Here is a 222-nt window from a genome sequence, read left to right as displayed (position 1 = left end):
CGCCCGAGGTCGACTTCGTCATCACCAATCCGCCGTTCCGCCTGGCCGCCGAGGTCATCGCCCGGGGGCTGAAACGTGCGCGGCGCGGGGTGGCGGTCTTCGTCCGGACCGCCTTTGTCGAGGGCGTGAGCCGCTATGAGACCCTGTTCCGGGATCAGCCAGAGGCGCTGGTGCTGCCCTTCGTGGAGCGCGTGGTGCTGTGGCGCGGGATCCTGCTGGATC

General features: G+C 69.8%; 1 protein-coding gene. It reads left to right on the top strand.

The window, feature by feature from the left end:
- Positions 1–222: hypothetical protein (locus CVM50_RS21790; protein ID WP_198431939.1), on the top strand; the 222-nt coding region annotated here is incomplete at both ends.

Origin of the sequence: Pseudooceanicola marinus, from assembly GCF_002786295.1 — a bacterium.
GTDB classification, from domain to species: domain Bacteria; phylum Pseudomonadota; class Alphaproteobacteria; order Rhodobacterales; family Rhodobacteraceae; genus Pseudooceanicola; species Pseudooceanicola marinus.
Note: the sequence above shows the minus strand (reverse complement) of the source record. Positions and strands in the feature narration are given on the sequence as shown.